General features: G+C 66.4%; 13 protein-coding genes and 1 pseudogene. 7 read left to right on the forward strand and 7 right to left on the reverse strand.

Going from position 1 to position 21670, the window contains the following annotated elements; genetic code table 11:
* The gene (gene pstC, locus ACWDR4_RS15835; protein ID WP_450408837.1) at positions 1-1809 is read left to right on the forward strand and encodes a phosphate ABC transporter permease subunit PstC; all 1809 of its coding nucleotides are present in this window, start codon (positions 1-3) and stop codon (positions 1807-1809) included.
* Positions 1797-2486 (forward strand): phosphate ABC transporter ATP-binding protein, encoded by a 690-nt coding sequence (locus ACWDR4_RS15840; RefSeq protein ID WP_450408838.1) that lies wholly within the window; start codon positions 1797-1799, stop codon positions 2484-2486. The genes pstC and ACWDR4_RS15840 overlap by 13 nt, the downstream gene beginning before the upstream one ends.
* 120 nt (positions 2487-2606) lie before the next feature.
* Here the strand turns inward: ACWDR4_RS15840 and ACWDR4_RS15845 are convergent, their stop codons facing one another.
* Together ACWDR4_RS15845 and ACWDR4_RS15850 are read right to left on the reverse strand one after the other, a co-directional pair.
* Positions 2607-2999, reverse strand: a complete 393-nt coding sequence (locus ACWDR4_RS15845) for an ArsR/SmtB family transcription factor (protein ID WP_450408840.1) — start codon at positions 2997-2999, stop codon at positions 2607-2609.
* A 121-nt stretch (positions 3000-3120) separates the two neighbouring features.
* The gene (locus ACWDR4_RS15850) at positions 3121-3483 is read right to left on the reverse strand and encodes an ArsR/SmtB family transcription factor (RefSeq protein WP_450408842.1); all 363 of its coding nucleotides are present in this window, start codon (positions 3481-3483) and stop codon (positions 3121-3123) included.
* A 166-nt stretch (positions 3484-3649) separates the two neighbouring features.
* Here ACWDR4_RS15850 and ACWDR4_RS15855 point away from each other — a divergent pair, with 166 nt between their 5' ends.
* The 3 genes from ACWDR4_RS15855 (at position 3650) to ACWDR4_RS15865 (ending at position 6792) form a co-directional block, all read left to right on the forward strand.
* Positions 3650-5035, forward strand: a complete 1386-nt coding sequence (locus ACWDR4_RS15855) for an NAD(P)-binding domain-containing protein (protein ID WP_450408844.1) — start codon at positions 3650-3652, stop codon at positions 5033-5035.
* A gap of 70 nt (positions 5036-5105) precedes the next feature.
* Positions 5106-5570, forward strand: coding sequence for an ArsI/CadI family heavy metal resistance metalloenzyme (locus tag ACWDR4_RS15860; protein WP_450408846.1), 465 nt, complete (start codon positions 5106-5108; stop codon positions 5568-5570).
* A gap of 7 nt (positions 5571-5577) precedes the next feature.
* Complete coding sequence (locus ACWDR4_RS15865; protein ID WP_450408848.1) at positions 5578-6792, forward strand: MFS transporter; 1215 nt, start codon at positions 5578-5580, stop codon at positions 6790-6792.
* 148 nt (positions 6793-6940) lie between these two features.
* Here the strand turns inward: ACWDR4_RS15865 and ACWDR4_RS15870 are convergent, their stop codons facing one another.
* Together ACWDR4_RS15870 and ACWDR4_RS15875 are read right to left on the reverse strand one after the other, a co-directional pair.
* Entirely contained in the window at positions 6941-12139 is a 5199-nt protein-coding gene (locus ACWDR4_RS15870; RefSeq protein ID WP_450408850.1) for an NACHT domain-containing protein, read from the reverse strand.
* A 539-nt stretch (positions 12140-12678) separates the two neighbouring features.
* Positions 12679-13347 carry a hypothetical protein gene (locus ACWDR4_RS15875; RefSeq protein ID WP_450408851.1) on the reverse strand — a complete coding sequence of 223 codons (669 nt, stop codon included), beginning with the start codon at positions 13345-13347 and terminating at the stop codon, positions 12679-12681.
* Positions 13348-13795: 448 nt separating this feature from the next.
* Here ACWDR4_RS15875 and ACWDR4_RS15880 point away from each other — a divergent pair, with 448 nt between their 5' ends.
* A complete protein-coding gene (locus tag ACWDR4_RS15880; protein ID WP_450408853.1) occupies positions 13796-16207 on the forward strand; it encodes an Orn/Lys/Arg family decarboxylase in 2412 nt (803 codons plus the stop codon).
* Between the two features lie 8 nt (positions 16208-16215).
* Here the strand turns inward: ACWDR4_RS15880 and ACWDR4_RS15885 are convergent.
* The 3 genes and pseudogenes from ACWDR4_RS15885 to ACWDR4_RS15895 all read right to left on the reverse strand — a co-directional run.
* Positions 16216-16449: pseudogene (locus ACWDR4_RS15885) on the reverse strand (NF041680 family putative transposase); the annotation flags it as partial.
* A gap of 59 nt (positions 16450-16508) precedes the next feature.
* Complete coding sequence (locus ACWDR4_RS15890; protein WP_450408854.1) at positions 16509-18044, reverse strand: hypothetical protein; 1536 nt, start codon at positions 18042-18044, stop codon at positions 16509-16511.
* Positions 18041-19807: a DEAD/DEAH box helicase family protein gene (locus ACWDR4_RS15895; protein ID WP_450408855.1), complete on the reverse strand. Its 1767-nt coding sequence runs from the start codon at positions 19805-19807 to the stop codon at positions 18041-18043. Before ACWDR4_RS15895 ends, ACWDR4_RS15890 begins: the two co-directional genes overlap by 4 nt.
* 524 nt (positions 19808-20331) lie before the next feature.
* Between ACWDR4_RS15895 and ACWDR4_RS15900 the strand changes: the two genes are divergently transcribed.
* Positions 20332-21609, forward strand: coding sequence for a hypothetical protein (locus ACWDR4_RS15900; protein ID WP_450408857.1), 1278 nt, complete (start codon positions 20332-20334; stop codon positions 21607-21609).
* Positions 21610-21670 lie beyond the last annotated feature (61 nt).

Genomic DNA, 21670 nt, shown 5'->3' on the forward strand with positions numbered 1-21670 from the left:
ATGACCACCACACTGGCGCGAGATCCTGTGACACCTGACGCAGAGATACGGCCACGCGCGTCGAAGTGGGTCTGGAGCTGGGTGTACGGCGGAGTGTTCTCCGTGGCAGCCCTGCTCCTGGTCCTCGTCGGGTATCTCGCCGTGGGAGTCAGCAGCGGCACAGTCGACTGGCTGGCACTGCTGACCGAAGCCTCCTGGAGTCCGGTCAACTCCGTGTACGGCGGCTTGGCCATGATCTACGGCACGGTCGTCGTCTGCGCCCTCGCCCTGGCCCTCGCCGTACCCGTCAGCTGGGCAGCTGCTCTGGCGCTGTCGGAGTATCTCCCTACGCGCGTGGCCCGGCCACTGCGCATGTGCGTGGAGCTGCTGGCCGCCGTACCCTCCATCGTCTACGGCCTCATCGGCATCATCGTTGTCCGCCCCTTCATCGCCCAGATCGCAGACGTACCCGGCGGAGACAGCCTTCTCGCCGCCGGGATCGTCCTCGCAGTCATGATCACTCCCACGATCGTGGCGGTGAGTGTCGATTCACTGTCCGCGGTGCCCGACCGCTACCGCGAGGCCGCCTTCTCGCTCGGCCTGACCCGCCGCGAAGTCATCCGCTCTGCGGTGCTGCCGCTCGCACGGTCCGGCATGAGGTCAGCCGTTCTGCTCGGCCTGGCCCGCGCGCTCGGCGAAGCCATTGCCGTGTTCCTGGTTGTGGGCAGAGCCGACGGACGACTGCCCACCAGTTTCGGCGGATTCCTCGACTCGTTGGTACACCCCGGCCAGACGCTGACGACGAAGCTGGCCGGCCCCGAGCCCGTCCTGGCCGGCACCTCCGGTCCCTACTTCGCCGCTCTGTGCGGACTCGGCATCACCCTCCTGGCACTCGTGGCTGTGGCAACGATCTGGGGCACACGGGGACAGAGGCACGGCACGGAAGCCAAACGAACCCGCCGGTACCATGCCACGCCCCGGATGCGTGTGCAGCGCGACCGGCTCGCCATGGCACTGCGCGTGGGAGCCCTGCTGCTGCCCAGCGCTCTCCTCATCGGCATGCTCAGCCTCCTGGTGACGCGAGGAAGCACCGCGTTCAACCCGTCCTTCTGGTTCACCTCGGCCACCGGCGCGGCGGGCGGGGGCGTACGCGACCAGATCGTCGGCACCGCACTGCTCATCGTTACAACGGGTCTCATCGCGCTGCCGCTCGGCTTCGGCGCAGGCATCCTGATCGGCGTCCATGTCTCCGAGCGCACCGCGCGTCTGCTCCAGACCCTGACGGTCGTTCTCGGCGGAGCGCCGACCATCCTGCTGGGACTGGCCGGATTCGTCATCCTGTCCAGCACCATGGGATGGGGCAGATCCTGGCTGGCCGGAGCCATCGTGCTCGTTCCGGTGGTCATCCCCGTGATCGCTCTGGCCACCTCGGCCCGCGTCAGGAGCATGCCGCCGGAACTGACGGAAAGCGCGCTGTCCCTGGGGCTGACGCGCGCACAGCTCATCAGGTCGGTCGTCGTTCCCTACGCCTGGCCCGCCACCCTTACCGGCCTGCTCCTGGGCCTGGCCCGTGCGGCAGGCGAAACAGCCCCTCTGTTGTTCACCGCGACTGTCTTCTTCGGAGCTCCCACTTTGCCGAGCGGCATCGTGGATTCCCCGGTGCAGGCGCTGCCGACCCACATCTTCACGCTCTCCCAGGACTCAGGTGACCCCCAGGCGGTCACCCAGGCCTGGGGAAGCGCCATGGTCCTTGTCCTGATCACTGCAGTACTCCTCAGCGCGGCGGTCTGGCTGCGCAACCGCTTCGAAGGAGAGCGATGGACAACGTAATCACCGTGCGGCAGCTGCGCGTGCTCAGCCGCGAGAGGACCTTGGTCGGCCCGGTCTCCTTCAGCCTTGAGCACGGATCCACCACCGGTCTGTGCGGGCCGTCAGGGGCCGGCAAGTCGACCGTCCTGCGCGCCCTGGTCGATCTGCTCCCGACCGGGCTCACGCGGGACGGCCACCTGCACGTCCTGGGTCGGCCCATCGAGCCCGGCAGGGGAGACGCCGACCTCAGGGCCAAGATCGTGCTCGTACCGCAGACACCGGTCGTCTTCGGAGGGAGCATCCTCGACAACGCCCTCTTCGGCCTGCGGCACGTCCTGCGCGCCTCGCAGGACGTCCTGCGGGAACGGGCGGAACAGGCTCTGCATGAGGCCGGGCTGTGGAAGGAAGTCTCCGACAGGCTCGATTCACCGGCTCAGACCCTGTCCGCGGGGCAGCGACAGCGGCTGTGCCTGGCGCGGGCGCTGGCCCTGGAACCGGCGGGCCTGCTCCTGGACGAGCCCACCAGCGCTCTCGACGAACAGAGCCGGGACAAGGTCGAGCAGTCGATCGCGGCGCTGCGCGGTCGCCGGACAGTCCTTCTCGTCTCCCACGACCCTGCGCAGGTCGAGCGCCTCTGCGACACGACGGTCCACCTGGACCAACCAGCGGCCGTGTCCCCGGCAGCCGCGGTCTCCTGATCGCCAGAGCTCAACAGCACACCTTCGTGCGGGCGGTCGCACCGGGCTGACCAGCGGGCCCTGAGCAGGCAGCGCTCAGGGCCCGCGGCCTCTGCCCGGCCCGGAACCGCTGTTGCCTCATCACGGCGACAGGGGGCCGGAGCCCTGCGCTCCCGGAACCGGACTGATCATGGGCGCATCTGCCTGGCCGCCCTGGTGAAGAATCTGCATCAGAGCCGAACGGACCCCGGCTCCCATGCGGTAGTAGACGATGCGCCCTTCCCGTCGGTTCTCCACCAGGCCCATGCTCCGCAGCCGCTTGAGATGGTGACTCACGGTGGACTGGGCCACACCGGCATCGCAGATGTCGTGCGCCGCGACTTCGGCTCCCCGCAGCGCCGCCAGATGGACGAGTAGCTGCAGGCGCACCGGATCGCCCAGTGTCTTGAAGACGCTGGCCCACCACACCGCATCCGCCGCGCTCAGCTGGAAACACTCGCCGTCGTCGGCTGGATCCGCGGCCTCATGGGGCATCTCTTCTCCTCACCCCAGCGTCGTCCGGCTGGGAATCCCGGGGCAACGGGCACGGCACGGTCAGGGGCGGCTCAGCCCTCGGCTCACCGGCGTGCGCCGTCCGCTCAGCGGCAGGCTCGGCTCATGCTGCTGCTGACAACAGGCCTGCCATGCCGGCCAGCACTCCAGGTGCCACCCGGTAGTACACCCAGCTGGCCCGCCGGTCGGAGACCAGAAGACCCGCTTCGCGGAGCTTGCGCAGGTGATGACTCACCGTGGGCTGCGAGACGCCGACGTCCTGGATGTCGCAGACGCAGGCCTCACCGCCGGGCTGGGCGGCGATCCGGGAGAACAGCCGCAGGCGGACGGGGTCCGACAGGGCCTTGAACATGGCGGCGATCTTCTCCGCGTCGGTGGCGGAGAGCTCCTCCTGTCCCAGTGGCTGGCAGCAGGCCAGTGACGTGGTGGCGTCCTGGACGCCAGGGACCGAAACCAACTTCGACATGCTTCTATGTTGACACTCATCTAATCACTTGCCAAGGGTGAACGAGGGGTGACTGTGCCCGGGTGGGCGTCTTTAATTCGATGAACTTCTATGTTGACGCATGTCGAATCCGGATGCATGCTGAGACCACAGCACATCGATAGACATCGAAACCGAGGAGAGTCCCGTGACCGCGCCCGCCACCAGCGATCTGCCTGTCGTCGTCATCGGAGCCGGCCCCACCGGCCTGGCCGCAGCCGCCCACCTGATCGAGCGGCAACTGACACCCCTGGTCCTCGAATCGGGCCCGGCCGCAGCCAGCGCAGTGCGGGACTGGTCCCACGTCCGGCTGTTCTCCACCTGGGCCGAAGTCACCGACCCCGCCGCCGAAAAACTCCTCGCCCCGACCGGCTGGACCCGCCCCGACGGCGCCGCGTACCCCACCGGTGCAGACTGGGCCGAGGTCTACCTGCAGCCGCTCGCCGACGCCCTCGGCGACCGTGTTTGCTACGGAGCCACCGTCACCGGCGTCTCCCGTGCGGGCCGGGACCGCCTCGTCGACGCCGACCGCGAAAGCCAGCCCTTCGTCGTCCACCTCACCACCGCCGACGGCCGCGAGGAACGCCTCTTCGCCCGCGCGGTGATCGACGCCTCGGGCACCTGGAGCACCCCGAGCCCGGCCGGCGCCAGCGGCCTGCCGGCACTGGGGGAGAGGGCCGCATCCGACCACATCACCTACCGCGTCCCCGACCTCAAGGACCCTGCCGTACGCGCCCGTTACGCCGGCAAGCGCACCGCGGTCATCGGCTCCGGAGCCTCCGCCTTCACCGCCCTTGCGACCCTGGCCGACCTGACCAAGGAGGAACCGGGCACGCACGCGGTCTGGATCCTGCGCCGGGGCATCAGCGGCTCCACCTTCGGCGGCGGCGAAGCCGACCAGCTCCCCGCCCGCGGCGCCCTCGGCCTGGCCGCGAAGGCCGCCGTCGACAACGGTCACGCCGACGCTGTCACGGGCTTCCGCACCGAGGCAGTCGAGCGGGATGGAGACGACCGCCTGGTCCTGATCGGCGAAGACGGACGACGCCTCGACGCGGTCGACGAGGTCATCGTCCTGACCGGCCTGCGCCCCGACCTGTCCTTCCTCTCCGAACTCCGTCTCGGCCTCGACGAGCGCCTCCAGGCCCCGAGCGAGCTGGCCTCGCTCATCGACCCCAACGTCCACTCCTGCGGCACGGTCTACCCGCACGGCGTGAACGAGCTCTCCCACCCGGAGCAGGACGTCTACCTCGTCGGCATGAAGTCCTACGGCCGCGCCCCCACCTTCCTGGCCATGACCGGCTACGAGCAGGTCCGCTCCATCACCGCAGCCCTCGCTGGCGACCACGAGGCAGCCGGACGGGTGGAGCTGACCCTGCCCGAGACCGGCGTGTGCGGCGGCGCCGGACTCTTCGACGACTCGACCACCGCGGAAAGCGGCGGCGGATGCTGCACACCCGCGCCCGCCCTGGTCCAGATCGGGTCCGCCGGAGCCACCCTCCAGATCGGCAAGCCCGAGACGTCCGGTGGCTGCTGAACAGCACGAACCACCGTGCCCGACCAAACCCGGCCAGGCACGCACCCTTCCTGCGGCAGGAGGAACCACCGTGTCACGCATCCAGCTCGCCCTGCGCGTCCCCGACCTTGAGGCCTCGATCGCCTTTTACAGCAAGCTCTTCGGCACCGAGCCCGCCAAACTCCGCGACGGCTACGCCAACTTCGCCATCACCGAACCCCCGCTCAAGCTCGTCCTCATCGAAGGCACCGCAGGCGAGGACACCCGCATGGACCACCTCGGCGTCGAAGTCGAGACCACCGAGGCCGTCCACGCCGCCACCACCCGCCTGGGCGAGTCCGGCCTGGCCACCGACGTGGAGAACGACACCACCTGTTGCTACGCCCTCCAGGACAAGGTCTGGGTCCACGGCCCCGGCCAGGAACCCTGGGAGGTCTACGTCGTCAAGGCCGACGCCGACACCCTCGCCAAGCAGCAAGGCAGCAGCTGCTGCGCCACGGACGCCGCCGACACCAAGGCAGGCGAACCCATCGCAGCCGCCGGCGGCTGCTGCTGATCCGGCGATGACCCACCTCCACACCAACGAGGCCGCGAGCGGCACAGAAAACCGTTCGCGGCCCCGCGCCGCTCTGCCCGCCCTCTGCGCCACCCAGATCACCAGCTGGGGAATCGTCTACTACGCCTTCCCCGTCCTGCTCCCGCACCTGACCGCGGACACCGGATGGTCAACGGGCGCCACGACCGCAGCGTTCTCCGCCGCCCTGCTGATCTCGGCCCTCGCCGGCATTCCCGTCGGCCGCATCCTCGACCGCCGAGGCCCCCGCACCGTCATGACCACCGGCTCGCTGCTCGCGGTCACCGCCCTGCTGGCCATCGCCACAGCTCCGAACTTCTACGTGTTCGCCGCCGCCTGGCTCCTGGCCGGTGTCGCCATGGCCGCCACGTTCTACCAGCCCGCCTTCGCGGCTCTCACTCGCTGGTGGGGGCCGGACCGCGTCCGCGCCCTGACAATCGTGACCCTCGCCGGAGGACTCGCCAGCACCGTCTTCGCCCCCTTCACCGCCCTGCTCGCAGACCACCTCAGCTGGCGCACCACCTACATCGTGCTCGCGATCATCCTCGCCGCCGTCACCATCCCCGCGCACGCCCTGGCCCTGCGCGCCCCCTGGCCGCCCGCGCCACCGGCCACAGCGGGCCCCAACCGCACCCCGATCGCCCGCAGCCGCCCCTTCCTGCTCCTCGTACTGGCCTTCACCTGCTCCGGCTTCGCCATGTACGCCGTCGTCTTCGGCATGGTCCCCCTGATGATCGAGCGCGGTGCCACACCCTCAACGGCCGCCTGGGCACTGGGACTCGGCGGAGCCGGCCAGACCCTGGGCCGCACCCTCTACGCCACCCTCACCCGCACCACCAGCGTCACCACCCGCACCGCCGTCCTGTTCACAGCAGGCGGAGCCACCACGACGGCCCTCGCCCTCGTACCCGGCCCCATCCCGCTGCTGATCCTGCTCGCCGTGCTCGCCGGAGTCGTACGCGGCAACCTCACCCTGCTCCAGGCCACCGCCGTCAGCGACCGCTGGGGAACCACCAACTACGGCCGCCTGTCCGGACTCCTCATCGCCCCGGCCACTGTCGCGGCAGCCCTCGCACCCTGGGCCGGCGCAGCCCTGGCGGGACAACTGGGCGGGTACGGCGTACTGTTCCTCACTCTCGCCGTCGGATCCGCACTGGCCTCCGTCCTGGCACTCGCATCGGGGCGGGCTACATCCAGCGCATAGGCGTGACGGTCTGATGCTTTGTGGCGCTGTATGTGACAGTCACGGACCTGTCCGGTACCGGGCCGGGAGTCCGCAAGCCTTGAAGCCGTCGACGTTCACTTTCCCAGGCAGAGCCACTTACCGGCGGAACACCCTCGGGAGTCGGTCATCAGCGCGCTGCGAGGTCGAGCACGGCGAGGCAAAGTGGACCCTCGTGGTTGGTGAACGGGTTGTGCACCACGGTGTCAGGTGATGCGGATGCGAGGATACGGGTGGTTGCTGCCCTGTCTATCTGCGGCAAAGCGCCCGCCTGGTGCAATATCACGGAAAAAAGATATCTGCGCTGCAACGGTTGTACTTCCGGGTGCGCGTGAGCAATGCGATCCCAGGGAGCCGCCATTATGGGACTCTCCTCACGAATATCCGCAGGATTGCTGAGAGCGCCTTTGAACGCCTCGATGGCGTCCGCGTCCACACGGAGCCGCCGCATCAGTGGTCTGGTGAACATGGGTAGATACAGGTCAGAGATACCCAAACGAAATCGAGTATGAGAGCGAATCGCAAGGACTGGAAGGTCCTGCGGCGGGGCTGCACCGAAGGCGATGGCCAAGCTGCTGCCCCATTCACGGGGGTCGCGACTCTCCGGATCTGTTGTGAACCACATTTCAAGGTCTCGGAGGGCGGCGATGGACAAGCTGTCAGACGGAAACAGCTGGGTGTAGGCGGCTAGCTCATCACCCGCATTAATGAGTCCTGAACGGGTCACGATCGCCTCTTCTGCAAGGGCGGCCTTGAACACCTCGTCGGACACGTTCCAGCTGTCACGGTCCAGTAGAGAGTCGAGGACTTGGCCCTGTAGCTGGTGCTCCGTTCGGCCGAGATTCTTCACGACCGCGCGCAGGACTCCTTCGTCCCCCCTGTTCTCCTCCTTGGCCCAGAGGAGGAAACGCTCATCTCGGCGTAGCGTGCCGTCGTTGTCCGCCTCGTGGCGGAGCATCTCGGCGATGGCAGGGTAGCGAGCAGCGACGGTTGCCAGTATTGACATGACGTGGCGCCGTTGCTCACATGCCGTTCGCTGACGGCTCTCGGACTTTCCGTTCAGCCGTTCGTAGACTTTTTCGCCGAAGAGGGTGCACAACTGTTCCCAGTTCTCGGCGACGAGGTCCACGAGAATCTGATCCACGTCACCGCCATAGAGAAGATCGAGGGTGACGCCGGGTGCACCTGGGTGCCCAATGGTTTCCCTGATGCCGTCAATCAGCGAGGGGTCACCGAGCATCAGCATGCCGATCCATGCCAGTTGGCGGTGCTCTTCGAGTTCGGGGCCGTAGGCACACAGCTCGTCCCTGATCTCACCACGTAGCCATTCCATCTCGGACGTCAGCGTGTCGGAGCCCGCCAGGTCATGGTGAGCCTGCTGATGACGCTTGATCACTTGGACGAGCCCGATGAACGCCGTGCGGCGAACCTCGCTGTCCGGCTCGTTCTTCCATTCCGCCATGACGTCGATGAGTTCGGCCGCGGACAGTGAGCTGCGCGCAAGTTCGAACACCAGGACTTCGCGCAGTTCTGCATCGATGTGCTTGAGCAAGAAGAGCGTCTTGTCGAGGATTTGGAGGGACGGGGTGTCGCTCCTGTTGCAGTAGGCCCTGAGAATGGCGACAGGAATGGTGTCCGCGATTCCCAAACTGATGGGTCTTGTGTCGTGGATGAGCTTGTCGGCGAACTCCTGGACGGCTGGCTGATCAGGCCAGGCATTGATGACCGCAGGGACGTGCCACATCAAGGGGTGAGGGCTCACTGCCGTGCACGCGGCTGCCAGTTCGGCTGGATCGTAGCTCGCAAGCACCGCCCGTGCGGCTTCAGCTTCCGCATCTTCCTCTTGGACGGAGTGTTCGAACTTCTTCCAGGCCTTGGCTACTGCCTCGGCTACGACAACGTGCTCCTCGGACCAGTCATCTGTGGCCGGCTGGCGCAGCAGGGACACCAGGACGGCGAAGCCCTCCAGAGGACCGAGCACGTCAATGGCTACGCCGGCCATGGGTGCCGCTTGATCGAATTCGCCCCGGAGCCTGGTGGTGAGGGCAGTGCGAACCTGCTCGTCGTCTCCGTAGCGCTCGACCAGTGTGCTGGCCGCGGAGTAGGGCCGGTGGGCGTCCAGACCACGCAACAGCACGGTCTGAGCGTCGGCGGGTGGAAGCGCAGTAGCCAGACTGGCTACACGGTAAGGCGTCACACTCCCCAATTCGGTGTCCACGTATGGGCGGAGAGCTTCAGCGAATCCCGGGTCGTCGCGCCACTGCTGGGGAATCATTCCGACGTCGTACAAGATCAGCCCGCGCTCTTCCGGGGCGGAAAACTGTGCGGCCACCCAGGCCTTGAAGCGGCTGTCATCGGCGAAGGCGCTGCAAGCCAAAAACCACGCAAGGCCACGGTTGCCGCCATCGCGTCCGTTCGTCTTCAAGGTTGTCAGCGCGAACTCGGCGGCCTGTGCATCCCCGGTCGCTGCGATCTTGACGAGGTCCGCCGCAGGCCACGGACCCGAGCGAAGGTCTTCTCTGTACAGCAGGGACAGCAGCCAGTCTCGCTCTTCTGGCCGGTACAGCGCGGCGTCGCCTGACGTGGTGCCGCGCTGCAGGGCGTGCAGAGCCACCAGCCGGAGCGGCTTGGACGGCTGATGCCGCGCCCAGTCGACCAGCCGTGTGGTCTCGGGCGCGTCGGGCCAGCCGTCGCCGAGGGCGAGGAGGGCAGCGGCCTGGGTCGCCGAGGACGGTCCGGTTTCGGTGAACGCCAGCAGCTGGTCCAACACGTGACGCTGGCCGCTGAATCGGTGTGCGATGGCTGCTGCCGCGTTGACCTTCACGTGGTCGTCCGGGTGTCGAATGCCCCAGAGGAGGTATTCGGCCGCACTGGCGTCGTCGATGCCGAGATCACGCAGCGCCCACATGGTCGGCGAAGGATCGGGACGGGGCGCTGTGAGCCACCGCTTCATGACCGGAAGCAGGCGCGTGCGTGTCCCATGGTTCGCGAGCGCGCCGGCGAGCGCGGTGATGAGGTTCGCGCGATGACGTAGAGAGGGATGGACCTCTACCCGTTCGACGAGCTGTTTGATGTAACTGGTCTGCGCTTTCGGGGTGAGTTTGACGCCGGCGGCGAGCGCCTCGGCGAGCATCTCGTACCCGTCGATGTCCGTCCATCGTTGGTCGCTCGTGTTGAGGGCCGCAGCCAGCAGTGGTTCCGTTGTGTGAGAGCTGACCTGCGCGGTCAGCAGCGCCAGGAGGACGTCGCGCCAGGCAGGATCTTGTACGGACCGCTGTACGACCGCGATCTGCTCTTCGGCGGGGCGCGTGGCCAGGTATTGGCCGGCCAGGTGGTCGAGTACCACGCGGTGCAGGAAGCCGAAGGAGCCGGCGCCGTGCGAAACGATCAGTCCGAACTCGTCTTCCGCCATGGCAAGGACTGCATCGGCGATTCTGCGGGCGTCGGGCAGCTGATAGCCGAGGACTTCGTCGTCGGTCATCGACTCGACGATGAGCCTGCGCATCTCATTCTTCGTGACAGTGCCGGCGGGGTCCTTGATACGGAGGCGATAGGCCACGGCGGCGAACAGCGTGGTCACCTCGGTGCTCGGCAGCGCAGCTCCCCGCGCGTGTGAAGCGCGCTGTCGCATCTGGGGATGCTTTTCGATGAGAAGTTCGACGAGCCGGGCGTAGATCTTGAACCGTTGGCGTGGGAGAGGCTCGCCCTGCCACGTCGTGGCCAGCAGCGTGAGGAAGAGGGGGGATCTGGAGAGTTCGGCGAGTTCCGGGATGACCTCAAGTTGGTCGAGGAACGCCTCGACTCCAGCTCTCCACACGGGAGAGAAGGCTGCTGCGTCTTCCGGTTGTGCGGCTGGCCCGAGGACCCCGGCTGCGATCGTCTGGCGCTGCTGGTTTGTCAGAGGTGTGATCTCAGCTCGTGCCCACGGACGCCGCCAGTTGAGCCGGTCGACCGCGTACGGGCGTGTGGAGAGGATGGCTGAGGCCGTCGTTCGGCCGAGGAACGCTTCGAGGATTCCGAGGGCGTGCTCGGCTGTGCTGACGTCGCTCCACTCGTCGATGCCGTCGACGAGCAGTAGCAGGCGATCGTCCCGCAGCGCCCGCTCGACCAGCGGCCAGAGATGGGCGGCGCTCTGCGATTTCAGCCAGGCTTCGGCGGCCGAGACGAGCGAGTTTTCCGTCGATTCTTCGAGGTGGCAGCACAGGAACCCGAACGGCAGCCAGATGGGCAGGTCGGTGCCGTGTCGTCTCTGCAGCGCGAGGGACTGCGGCTGGGCCGAGAGAAGGTCTGCTGCGACGAATCGCAGCAGGCTGGACTTGCCCGCTCCCGGACGGCCGATGAGCAGCCGGTACTTGCCGCTGGCCAGCCACTCGTCGGCAGCCACGGTGCCGACGGTAGCTGGTCCTGTCTGGTCGCTGTGTCTGAGCAATTGGTGGGCGGATCTGAACGATTGCCGATGGGTGCTGAGCCGCGAGGAAAGGTGGGTATGGCCGTTGGCGGGGTTCGCTGCCACACGTTGCTCTTCGACGGTCGGCTCGGGCTGCTCGGCGTCGATGAGGTCGGGCCGTTGACGGCTGGGATCGACGTCCAGGATGACGAAGGCGCTGTCTCGCTCCGCGTTTTCGACTGGGTGGACTCCGCCTTGGGCGGAGAAGACGGCGTGGTAGAGGTCGCGCAACTCTGCGCGAAGTTCTCTGATGTCCTGGTGAGGCAGGTTGTGCGCAAGGCGTTGGGCTGCGTCCGATCCGCAGAAGCGCTCCACCCAGGGGCGGCCGAAGAAGTCATCGACAATGCGAGGCTGGTCCTTGAGCAGACTGGAGACCTCCTGGACACCCCACGGAACGAAGGTGATTTTGAGCTTGGCCAGTCGTTTGCACTGCTTGCGGATCGCAGTGTCCAGCTTGGTGTCCTGCAGGTCGAATGAGGTGGCGAAGTGGAACATCGCCGTCTTGTCCGCCCATTCGCCTGTCAGGAGGTCGTCGACGGCCTTCTCAATCTTGGCCGCGGTGAGCGTCCTGACGCGCCGGGATTGCAGGGTGATGTAGTCCCGGCCACCGGATTCGCCCTCAGTCAGGTCGAGCGGAAGCCGAGCGTAGGCATCGATCCCGGCTTGGGCTTGGCCCGGGACACCGAAGAGCTTGGCGTACTGGACCGGCCGCACAGTGTGAAGCAGCCTGAGGAACAGACGCTCGGCGTCGGGCCAGTGCAGATCGCCGATGGGCAGCACCTGCGCCCTGGTGTCGATAGGCGGCGCCGGCAGCGGACCCGTGGGGGCAGACCACAGAAGCGCTTCGGTACGGTCTCCGACACCTGCCTCGTTGGTCGCCATCGCTGTCCGTCCCTCGCTGCTACAGGCCTCGGTTCCCGTTGCCAGATTATGATCTCGCGGATCTGGTGCGGACACTGCCCGAAGCCCATGATCCACTGGACTTCGGAGCCCGCAGAGTGACCGGCGACCACCTGAACTGACGCGGAAACTGGCCCGGGGCCAAACGCTATAGGAACCGTTGGCCTACCTCCCCGCTGAGCTACCGGTGGCTCGCCACTTGATCAACGAGCCCATCCACATGGCCTCCGTGGCGGGCACGATTTCGGAGCGCCAAAGGGAAACACACGCCGCGACCCTGGTCCTTCAGCGCCTTGACAGAACGGGAAGGAGCACGGTGTCACAGGGGTACTGGCACTACTCAGGTTGAACTCGCAGTGTCTGCCCGAGTGATCACCAGGGTTCGATAATCAGTCCGATTAAAGGCGGCGCTCTTTCAACCCTTTGCCAGAAGGGAAATAAGCAAAGGAACGGAATCCCTTAAACTCGATCGTTCATGAGTCCCCATCAGCTTGCTGATGGGGACTCATGAACGATCGAGTTTAAACTACGTGAAGCTCTTTCAGGCGAAGAGTGACAACACATAGCCACTCCAGTCCTTCGAGTTCTGCTCGCACCCCGCTCACCCTCGATGCTCCGGTCAGCATTCGCCTCACATGCTCCCGGACGCGTATCGACCACAAAGACGGCAGCCACTCGACCCCGATAGCTACTGCCCGTGTTCGCAGGCCGCCATCAATAACTTCCCATTGCGCCACCATCTCTTCTTTCCACTTCCGATGACGTAGATTGATATCCGGGCCAATGGTCGATACTTGGCCACCGCCGTCATATCCCATTAACGTGTTGTACCGCTGAAAGTCCGCATTCCGGTCCTCGTCGAGTGCCCGCCGAATGCTGATGGCTTGATGCTTCAGTTCAGTCAAACCCATATCAAATCGACCGACCAGCAGCGCTTCGAGCTGAAGCACCTCAGGGCCGACAACAGCACGGAACTTCCTCTCCTCGCGCGCCTGTGTTTGAGCATCACCAAGATTACTGAGGACGATCAGCGCCGTAGGGGCGCCAAAGAGTAGGCCAGTGACACTGGAGACCAGGTTAGTAAGGAAGTTACGGTGCTCCCACCACTGCTGACTGTCGCCGTATACCCCTACACAAGCAACAAGCGTTCCGAGAGGAAGGCAGACATAGACAACCCAGCGAACCGGCACAGGAGTGTCGTGCCACCAAAACCGGACTGATTGAAAGGCAGACCCCATAACGCCCCCCCGGGCTCGCCTTGCAGGATAATTGGCGCTTTATCTGACGGTAGAGAACATCTGCTGCTGAGGGAATAATACTGGCGCCTGTGCCGCCGCAAAAGGCCCTGAACCATGATCGGCGCGGGGCATTTTTCTTGTGTCCTGGTGGGGTTCGAGCCTGCGACACTCGCTTTAACGCCCCAGCCTCAGTGCCTGGGCAAGGACGTCGCAGTCACACGGCGAGCCTGGTGAGCGCATCAAGATCAATTAGGGTCTGTTGCGGTGAAAGTCAACCTCAAGACGGTGGTTTCCGCCCTAGCGGTGGTTTGCGTCCCGGCCGCCGCTCTGCCCGGTGCGCTGCCAGGACACTGGCCGGGCGGCCGGGGGCGCCGCCGTGGAGTGTGGAGGCTGGAAACGCATGGCCGACAGCAGGATCCTGGTCGCGGTACCGGAACACCCTCGGGGCGAGGGTGCCGTGCGCCAGCAGTTACGGAAGATCCGGGACGCGATCGAGGCGGGCGGCTTCGAAGTCCGGTGGGCGGTCACGGCGGAGGACGCGGACGCGGTGCTGCGCACCGAGGCCGGTCTCGCGGCGGCGCTGGTGGCCTGGGACCTTCCCAGGGCCGCCGGGGACGGGCCGGGCGCCGCGCTCGCCGCCCCGGGAGGCACACTCGTCCGGCCGGGCAGCACCCTCGACGGGACCCCGGGCGGTGGCGCTGTACTGCGCCGGATCGGCCGCCGTTTCGGGGATCTGCCGGTCTTCCTGGTGATGGCCGACGAGGGCGTACGGTACCTGCCGCTGTGGGTGTCCGAGACGGTCGTGGGCTACGTCTGGCCGCTGGAGGACACCCCGGGCTTCATCGCGGGCCGCATCACCACCGCCGCCCGCGCCTACCGGGAATCCGTGCTGCCGCCGTTCTTCCGGGCCCTGCGCCGCTTCGACGACGCCCACGAGTACTCCTGGCACACCCCGGCCCACTCCGGCGGTGTCGCCTTCCTCAAGTCACCGGCGGGACGTGCCTTCCACGACTACTTCGGGGAGCGGCTGCTGCGCAGCGACCTGTCGATCTCGGTCGAGGAACTGGGCTCGCTCTTCGAGCACACCGGCCCGATCGGCGAGGCGGAGCGCAACGCGGCCCGTGTGTTCGGCTCCGACCTCACCTACTTCGTGCTGCACGGCGATTCCACCTGCAACCGCCTGGTCGGCCATTTCAGCGTCACCCGCGACGAGATCGCGCTGGTGGACCGCAACTGCCACAAGTCCGTGCTGCACGGTTTGGTCGTCTCGGGCGCCCGGCCGGTCTACCTGGTCCCCACCCGCAACGGCTACGGTCTCGCGGGACCGCTGCCCCCGGCCGAGATCGCCGCGGACGCGGTGGCGGCCAGGATCGCCGCGCACCCACTCACGGAGGGCGCGGTGTCCCCGCATCCGCAGTACGCGGTGTTCACCAACTCCACCTACGACGGTCTCAGTTATGACGCCGTATCCACCGCTCGGGCGTTCGCCGCCAGCACGCCCCGGCTGCACTTCGACGAGGCGTGGTTCGCGTACGCCCGTTTCCATCCGCTGTACGCCGGTCGCTACGGCATGTCGGTGGACGAGGAGGCCTTCCCCGGCCCGGACCGTCCGACCGTGTTCGCCACCCAGTCCACGCACAAGCTGCTGGCGGCGCTGTCGCAGAGCGCGATGGTGCACGTGCGGCCCGCACCACGGGCACCGGTGGAGCACGACCGGTTCAACGAGGCGCTGATGATGCACGGCACCACCTCGCCCCTCTACCCGATGATCGCCTCGCTCGACGTGGCGACGGCGATGATGGACGGCCCGCAGGGCGAGTGGCTGATCGACGAGGCGGTGACCGAGGCGATCCGCTTCCGCCAGGAGATGGTGCACCTGCGACGGCGGATCGAGGGCGCCGGGGACCGCCCACCGTGGTTCTTCGGGGTGTGGCAGCCGGACACGGTCACCGACCCGGCGACCGGCGAACGGCTGCCGTTCGAGGAAGCCGCGCCGGAGCTGCTGCGCACCGAGCAGTCCTGCTGGCTGCTGGAACCCGGCGCCGACTGGCACGGCTTCCCCGGACTGACCGAGGGCCACTGCATGCTGGACCCCGTCAAGGTCACGCTGACCTGCCCGGGAATCAGCGCCACCGGCGAGATGGCCGAGGAGGGCATCCCCGCCCGGGTACTCACCGCCTATCTGGCCACCCGCAGGATCGTGGTGGAGAAAACCGACAGTTACACCACGCTGATCCTCTTCTCCATGGGCATCACCAAGGGCAAGTGGGGCACCCTGCTGGACGCCCTGACGGACTTCAAGGCCCTCTACGACGCCGACGCCCCGCTGGAGCGGGTCCTGCCTGAGGCGGTCGCCGCGCACCCCCGCCGGTACGCGGGACTGACCCTGCGCGGACTGTGCCGGGAGATGCACGACCACCTGCGTTCGGTGCGCCTGGTGGAGTTGCTGGACCTCGCCTTCCAGCAGCTCCCGAGGCCGGTGGCGCCACCTCAGCACTGTTACCAGCGGCTGGTGCGGGGCGGCACCGAGCGGGTGCGGATCTCGGCGGCCGTGGACCGGGTGGCGGCCGCCATGGTGACGGTCACCCCGCCCGGCATTCCCGTCCTGATGCCGGGTGAGTCCGTCGGCGCCCCCGAGGGTCCGCTGCTGCGCTATCTCGCCGCCCTGGAGTCCTTCGACCGTCGTTTCCCCGGCTTCCGCAGCGAGACCCACGGCGTGACCATCGACGAGGAGACGGGCGACTACCTGATCGAGTGCCTGGTCCAGGACGCGGAGCGGCAGCCGGGGCACCCGCCCGGGCGTATCGGCTAGCTTGATCTTTAACCAGTGCGGCGTGGTCGTGGGGTAGTTGACTTCTTCGTCCGCTGTTTCGCAGGTTGTGTCCTGCGGTGGGGGGTGTGCACGTCGTGGCGGGGAGCGGGCCGGGTGTTCTTTTGGCCCGGCGGCCGTCCGGTGCCCGGACGAGAAGGTTTCGGTGCTTGGGCTGGGCAGACCGCTTGTGGGCGGATGTGCCGGAAGTCGCGGCGGACTCGGGCGGGGTGAGCCTGTCCGGGGAACTGAGTTTCTATGGGACACCATTGCTGTGCCGATGGGTTCTCCGGCTATGGCGAATCTATGTGGGTTCGCTGTCCTGGAAAGGGTGTTGGGTCCTCTGAAACTTCTTCGCATGCGCGTGTCTGCATTGGATGCACAACTCCTGGAGCGCTGCACGCCAGCGACGAGTGTGTTCCGCTAGAGCGGCAGTCCGATGCGGCCAATCTACGTCGTCGGCCCAGCCTCCAAGTGCACGCCACAGTACCGGGCGTGGACTCTTGCCCAGCGGGCAGCGATCCGGAACGGCGATGCCCTCAAAGGTTTCACGCCGATCTGTCACGTACTGTGCGATGTCAACCTGGTTGTACAAGATGGTGAACGCACTCACCGACGACTGGCGCTTGCTGATCTCAAACTCCAGTTGGACCAGGGGGAAAGGATCGGCCCCCGGCCAATGTGCATAGTCGTCGGTAAGTGGCAGGCGCATGAAGCCTCGTCCTTCTGCGGGACGTTTCCAGCCCAGCGCCTCCAATGGCCCGAAGGATGCGGCAATCTGATCCAGAGCACGCTCGGCCTCGGCTCTTTCAACAGTTCTTGCAGCGACCCGCTTCTGCGCGCGTTCGGCCGCACCGGCGGGAATGGCAGCGACCTTCGCCGGAGCCGGTGCTTGCGGGGCGGACGACAGCAGCGCGCTCCTGAGCGTCGGATTTCCCACGAGATCCCAGATGCCGATCTTCAGGTCGTAGCGTGCCTGAAGCAGCGCCCGGGCGGCTTCGAGATCCGATGGATCACGCCACTCGCCGTCCTGCACCAGCCCCGTGACACCGAACTGCGCCTCGACCGGAACGGGGCAGGTGTAGTGGACCGGATCCGGCGGAGCCGTCGGATCCCACGTCGTGACCGGAGCGGAGACCTTCTCGGCAGCGGGTCGGCCGCCACGCACCCATGCCAGATAGCCGCGGACCAGCGATTCGATCCGGTGGGTATGTGGCATGACGAGGATGCTGTTGTCCCCCATGAGGCGTCGCTTCTCGAAGTCCACATATCGGCCAGGTAGGAGATTACCGCCTTGGGTGAGTGTTTCACTCGTATCGATGAGAACCGCGGCTCCGATTCTCACTCCGGCCCTATCGAGATAGAACTCGCTTCCTTTGAGGAAACGCCATCGGCGACTCGGGGCCTTGGTCTTGAATCCCACGGTGCCCATAGCGGTGCCGTTCCAGCTTTCGAGCTTGTGTGTCTCGGTATAGCTGTCTGGCAGCGGTTCGTCGAACGAGGTACGGATCAGCTCCAGCTCTGTCGTGCCGCCGGGCAGTACAGCGCGAAGACCGGTACGGCGCAAACTCCCGTCATGGCGCAGCTCGACCACCGAGCGCTGGCCGACCAGTAGGGCAAATGCGGATTCGCCTGCCGAGTCGAGGAGGCGACCGACAAGCGAGGATGCCGCCAGCCACCAGAGCAGGGAGGTCGCGAGACTCGCATGCGTCACATGCGAGGTGGGGTCTTCGGCTACCGGCTGGCGCGAGTCCAGCGACGAGCCGTCGTCAACGGTCATCGGCCCACCGATGAGAATGATCGTCGGGCTGGTGGGGTCAGTGTGCTCTTGATCGCTCATCGTGGCCTGTGCTGCAGGGCGAGCAGCGCTTGGCGCAGTTCCGGCGCGTCGCTGGCTGCCAGGGCCAGGGATTCGGGGTCCGTGCCGGTCAAGCCTTCGCGTTCGATGAACAGTCGTGCGCAGGCCACCAGATCGGCGTGTGAGTCTCGTCCGTCGGTGTCGAACACGCCCCCCTGTTCGCCGACCGTGTTGAGTGCTTCGAACGAGCCCCTGGCCTCACTTCCGTTTCCGCTGCTTACCCGAAGGGCACGTTCTCCGTCCGTGATGAGGACGAGGGGAGGCGGAAGCAGGTCCACGTTCTCAGTGATACGCCGAGCCATGCCCAGCAGTCGGGGATCAGCTGGGAGATAGACCCGCCCGTGATCGTCGACGTTCGCCGGGTCCGTTCGCACCACCCGTCCGACGATCTGCCGGAACGACAGGAGGGTCAGACGGTTGGTCAGGTAGACCACGGCGCGCAGCCGTGGGATGTCGACGCCTTCGGAGACCATGTTGACCGCGACGATCCACGGATCGTGCGAGGCGCGGAACAGACGGATCGCATTGGCCGGGTCGGGATCGTTGTCGTCATGGAGCCTGGAACAGGCGACGACCGGACGGAAGGCCAGTACTCGGGAAGCCATGTGACCGGCTACTCGGGCCGCGTGATCGCAGTCGATGCACACGACGAGACCGGCGGCATCAGTGTCTCCGCGCTGTCGGAGGCTGAGGAGATACTGGTTGGCGTCGATCAGCATCCGCTCGGCGATCGAGCCTTCACCAATCCACTCGATCGCGGCGCGAAGACGGCCCCGTTCCCTGACCGGTGTCAAGTCCGCGTCGTCGAAGGTGACGGAGTGGGTCCGGTGGTCAGGGGTCCGGAAGGTCGTCTCGCCGCGGGCCTCGACGAACTGCACGGGCCGGCAGGCCCTGTCGGTGATGGCCTGGTCGTACGAGTAGCGGTAGTGGGGGCGGGCGTTGCCCTCCTCGGACGGTACGAAGGCGATGGGGTCGCGGCCTGTGCGAAACGGTGTGCCGGTGAGCGACAAGATCCCCCACGCACCCGCTGCGAATGCCTCTTGGGCCGAGATTCCCCAAGCCGCGTTGGCCCCTGCGTGATGGACCTCGTCGAAAATGACCAGCGTTTGCTGGCCGGGATCCGTCGCGTGGGCCAAGAACATCTCGGTGGATGAGAAGAGCGACTGGTAGGTGATGATCGCTCCGAGCCACTCGTCCCCGATGGGGTCGACGGCCCGCCAGTCACGTTGGGTCCGAAGTGGCAGCGTCGGCGCGCCCGGCGTTGCCACCGAGCATGCGCGTGCCCAACCGTCCGCGATCGCCAGCGAGGGGACGACCACGAGCACACGCGAGATCTGCCCCTTGGCCGCCAGTTCATGGGCCACTTCAAGGCCGAAGCGCGTCTTGCCTGCGCCTGGGCATGCTTCGACCAGGACGGGCTCGCGACTCAGCCGGGACAGGACGAGCGGCATGGCGTCGGTCTGCCATGGCCGCAAGGGTGCCGTGCTCGGGTTGAGCAGGTCGGCGGAAAAGCGGACCCTCACGATCGACTGCGCCGTGCTGCCCTTGCGGAGATTGCAGGAGCCGCAGATCGCCTGGAGGTTCTCGCTGCTGGTCGGTCCGCCCTGGCTCCACGGCACGATGTGGTCGCCTTGCATCAGGTCGAAGGGGATCTCGCGCCTGCAGAGATTGCAGACGCGGCCCTGCAACTGCCATGCACGCCACGTGTCCTGGCGTGCGAATGTTCGCCGGGCATCGAGTGTCACGTAGGGAGGGTAACGAGCCGGGGACCAGGAGGGGGCGGTGACCACCGGGATGCTCCTGCGGAGGCTTTCACACGACGTCGCACGACGGTCAGCGCAGGGTCGGATACATGTACGGGCACGCCCAATGAACTGTGAGCGGGGAGAATCCCAAATCAGGACGACTCTTCATTCCGGGATCGTACGCAGATGTTAATCCCCTCGGAGAGGGACTGGCTGCATAGACCGTCTCACGCTGCGAGGAGGTTGACATAACCCTCCTGGGCCCGGTGCGGCACGGGTAGCGAAAAGGGCTCGCTGTCAGTGCCGGCCACCATGATGGGACGCGCACGGGCAGGGATTCAGATTGGTTTCTGGTGCGGGAGGAACACGTGCGGGGATGGCTCGCTGTGGCGGATCGATCCGTGTCGAGGTCAGGCGTGGAACGTACCGGTGCACCAGCCGACCGAGCTGTATCGGTCGAGCCCGCCGCTGAGGGAGACCCCGTCGCCCTGTGGCGACCGGGCAGCCGTGGTGGCCTGGTCGCCGTGGGCACCATCCGCGGCACAGAAGAGGCTCCTGCTGCGGCACTGACAGCAGGGGCGAGGGCTGTCACCTTCGACTTCGTGTCGTTCTCCCTGGACTCACCCTTGCCGATCAGCCTGCTGCGTACTGCAGGATTCACCGGGTTCACGCGGAGTGTCAGGGCCACCCACCAGTCCTACCACCAGGGAGATTTCGGACTCGTCGCCCTGGACCTGTCACGGGATCAGTGGGCTGGACTTGCCTGTCTGCAGCGAACTGCGGCAGAAGAATCCGGGGGCCGGGCGCCATGGATCATCCCGCCAGGAACCGTTGTCCAGCGTCGTGAGCTCCACGACGTTTACGGCGGAAGCCGGTCAGGCATCGGTGGCTCCAGCGGCAGTACCCCGAACACCTTCCTGTTCGTGGGTGCGGCACGCACATCGGACATGCGGCCGGCTCCATGGTGGGAGGGTGATGTGTTGGTGGTGCCCGGCTGTCTTCAGGACGGTGATTATGTCAGCTCGGAGAACCAGATGCTGATCCATCACCTACGACGCGGCCTGCCGCTGCGGGTGTTCGAGCAGCAGAGCCGACTATGCCGGTACGTCGGTGAATTCACCGTGGATCAAGAGAAGCCCGTCGAGTCCTGGATTCTCACCGGTGACCACAAGCCGGTGGGCCGTTCGACGAACACGATGTGGGAGGTACAGTTTCCGCTGCTTCGCCTGCGTCAGCTGACCGGTAGTCCGTGCTTCCACATTGCAGCCCCACCGCTTGAGGATGCACCTCGCATGGACCTGGAGCTCCTCTGGTCTGGCACTCGTCGGGTCCCGGGTTCGAAGAAAGCTGGGCAAGAGGCTCAGGAGCGCACGGGAATCGAAGACGGGCGCCGCAGCCTGAGACGCTTGCTCAGTATCGTTCAACGTGAACCGGAAACTCTGGATGCACTAGGCCACATCAATGATGCCCAGGCTCTGGCTACGTTGTTGCAGCACGCTCAGCGTAGGGCAGGTCTGGCAGCATTCAGGAAGATCGTCGAGAATCCTGAGGCGTTGGAGCGAGATCTTCAACAGGCCTTGCAAGGGCAGTTCTGGATATTCGGTGGAGAGTATGCGGGGGAAGCGGCCCGACGCAGGCTGGTGCCTGGTGGCGAGGTCGACATCCCGCTGATCCGCGGGGACGGCAGCGTGACGATCGTTGAGATCAAGCGTGCGATGGCACTGCAAGGCCCGTTGGTCAAGCGGTACCGTAACGGCTGGGTCCCTAGCCTCGCCGTTTCGCTTGGGTACGGCGGCTGTTGAGGCGGAAACGCGAAAGTGCCTTCCTGACCTGGGACGATGAACCTTGCTGAGGGGTTCTGTC

The sequence above is a fragment of the Streptomyces sp. NPDC000878 genome, from assembly GCF_053599695.1.

Excerpts from the sequence above, each read along its gene's own strand:
- pstC (WP_450408837.1), top strand. The coding sequence starts at position 1 with ATGACCACCACACTGGCGCGAGATCCTGTGACACCTGACGCAGAGATA.
- ACWDR4_RS15840 (WP_450408838.1), top strand. The coding sequence starts at position 1,797 with ATGGACAACGTAATCACCGTGCGGCAGCTGCGCGTGCTCAGCCGCGAG.
- ACWDR4_RS15845 (WP_450408840.1), bottom strand. The coding sequence starts at position 2,999 with ATGCCCCATGAGGCCGCGGATCCAGCCGACGACGGCGAGTGTTTCCAG.
- ACWDR4_RS15850 (WP_450408842.1), bottom strand. The coding sequence starts at position 3,483 with ATGTCGAAGTTGGTTTCGGTCCCTGGCGTCCAGGACGCCACCACGTCA.
- ACWDR4_RS15865 (WP_450408848.1), top strand. The coding sequence starts at position 5,578 with ATGACCCACCTCCACACCAACGAGGCCGCGAGCGGCACAGAAAACCGT.
- ACWDR4_RS15870 (WP_450408850.1), bottom strand. The coding sequence starts at position 12,139 with ATGGCGACCAACGAGGCAGGTGTCGGAGACCGTACCGAAGCGCTTCTG.
- ACWDR4_RS15880 (WP_450408853.1), top strand. The coding sequence starts at position 13,796 with ATGGCCGACAGCAGGATCCTGGTCGCGGTACCGGAACACCCTCGGGGC.
- ACWDR4_RS15890 (WP_450408854.1), bottom strand. The coding sequence starts at position 18,044 with ATGAGCGATCAAGAGCACACTGACCCCACCAGCCCGACGATCATTCTC.